Origin of the sequence: Suttonella ornithocola (genome assembly GCF_001889065.1) — a bacterium.
Taxonomy (GTDB): domain Bacteria; phylum Pseudomonadota; class Gammaproteobacteria; order Cardiobacteriales; family Cardiobacteriaceae; genus Suttonella_A; species Suttonella_A ornithocola.
Map to the genome: position 1 here is coordinate 1 of NZ_LWHB01000297.1, position 1,513 is coordinate 1,513.

A 1,513-nucleotide genomic window follows, 5' to 3' on the forward strand; every position below is an offset into this window, starting at 1 on the left:
AGCTCAAAGAAGGCGCAAGCTTTCGGGAGTTAGCAGAAGAATATCAACTCAGCCCAACAACCATACAACGTTGGAAGAAGAATCCTGAACGTAAGAAACGCGTATTTAAACCCCTAAAAATAGATAATGAGCTTCTGAAAGCAGATGTCAAAGCTTATCCCGATGACTATCAATGGGAACGAGCGCAGCGATTTGGTTGTAGCCAAAAATCTATCAGTCGTGCGTTAAAAAAATTGGGATGACGCTTAAAAAAGACGGTAAATCATCCAAAAGCAGATAGCGCAAAACGGGCATCATTTCTTAAGCAGTTAAGAGAGCTCAAACAAGCTGGAAAAAAGATAGCTGACTTAGATGAAAGGGGTTTTAAATCACATGAGAGCAGAGGTTATGGTTATGCGCCAAGAGGCGAAGCTTGCTTAGGTCAGTACGACTGGCAACTCAAAAACCAAACCAATGCTATTGGTGCTGTGATGAACAACCCGTTGTTTGCTGTTGGATTGTATGATGGTAGCATCAACAGCGATATCTTTTACAGCTGGGTAGAACAGATATGACTTCCTCAACTCCCTGCTGATAGTGTGATTGTCATGGACAATGCGGCTTTTCACAAACGTGAGGATATCAAAATGCTGATAGAGGAGGCTGGACATACTATCCTTTGACTTCCATCTTATAGCCCTGATCTTAATCCCATTGAGCATACATGGGCATGGATAAAGCAAAAGCGTAAAGAATGGCGACTGCATTGACCGCTTATTCTTCTATTTTATGTGGATATGTAACGCTTTTGATGGTCTTTGACTATAGATAAATACTGATAGCTTAGGTCACTATGATGGATGATATTATGGGCTATTGTTCTGTTGGCTAATGCTTGTTCAAGCGCATCAAGCACCATGTCGGTGTTCATTTGACGACTGACTTTCCAGCCGACAATGGCGCTTGAATGCACGTCTATGATGAATGCTGTATAGATCCAGCTGCTTTGAGTGTGGATATAGATGAAGTCTGCAATCCATAGCTGATTGGTCTCACTTACCTTGAAGTGTCGCTTAGCCAAATCACCGGCATATTGCAGTGTTTCACTACCCCGATAGACGGGCTTTTTCCTATCACGGCTGACGCCATACCTTTCGTGCGCCGTAACGACATTGACTGTTCTGCCATATCTGTTTGATCTGTATCAGTCTCTGTTGATCACGACGGTTTCGTGCCAAACATTTCTCAGGATGATTCATCTGATCTTGATGCCAGTAATAGAATAGGTAGAGGGTGGTGCAATCGGCAATACCGTGCAGATTGCTTCAACACCATAACACGGCTGATATTGCTCGATAAAGTCAATCATCGTTTGTGTGGGTGGTAGAGCTCCGCCTGTGCGAAAAAAAGCAGCGGCTTTGCGCAAGATCTCATTGCTGCGTTGCAGTTCACGGTTTTCACGCTCAAGGATTTTTATCCGCTCAAGTGTATCTTGTGCTTGTACACCTTCAGGGGTTGCCAGTGCTGCATGTTT

At 43.7% G+C, this 1,513-nt stretch carries 2 protein-coding genes, 2 pseudogenes and 1 other annotated feature; of the genes and pseudogenes, 2 read left to right on the forward strand and 2 right to left on the reverse strand.

From position 1 onward, the window contains the following. The coding region (locus A5N85_RS13870) for an IS630 transposase-related protein (RefSeq protein WP_072577653.1) at positions 1 to 242 on the forward strand (242 nt) is incomplete at its 5' end. Positions 243 to 338: 96 nt separating this feature from the next. Beyond that, positions 339 to 749 (forward strand): annotated as a pseudogene (locus A5N85_RS17425) (transposase). A gap of 17 nt (positions 750 to 766) precedes the next feature. Here the strand turns inward: A5N85_RS17425 and A5N85_RS18020 are convergent. Both A5N85_RS18020 and A5N85_RS18025 read right to left on the reverse strand, forming a co-directional pair. Then, the gene (locus A5N85_RS18020) at positions 767 to 1,060 is read right to left on the reverse strand and encodes a DDE-type integrase/transposase/recombinase (RefSeq protein WP_169818696.1); all 294 of its coding nucleotides are present in this window, start codon (positions 1,058 to 1,060) and stop codon (positions 767 to 769) included. A gap of 174 nt (positions 1,061 to 1,234) precedes the next feature. Beyond that, a pseudogene (locus A5N85_RS18025) lies at positions 1,235 to 1,513 on the reverse strand (IS3 family transposase); the annotation flags it as partial. Further along, positions 1,274 to 1,391: a sequence feature (AL1L pseudoknot), on the reverse strand. (Overlaps the previous pseudogene by 118 nt.)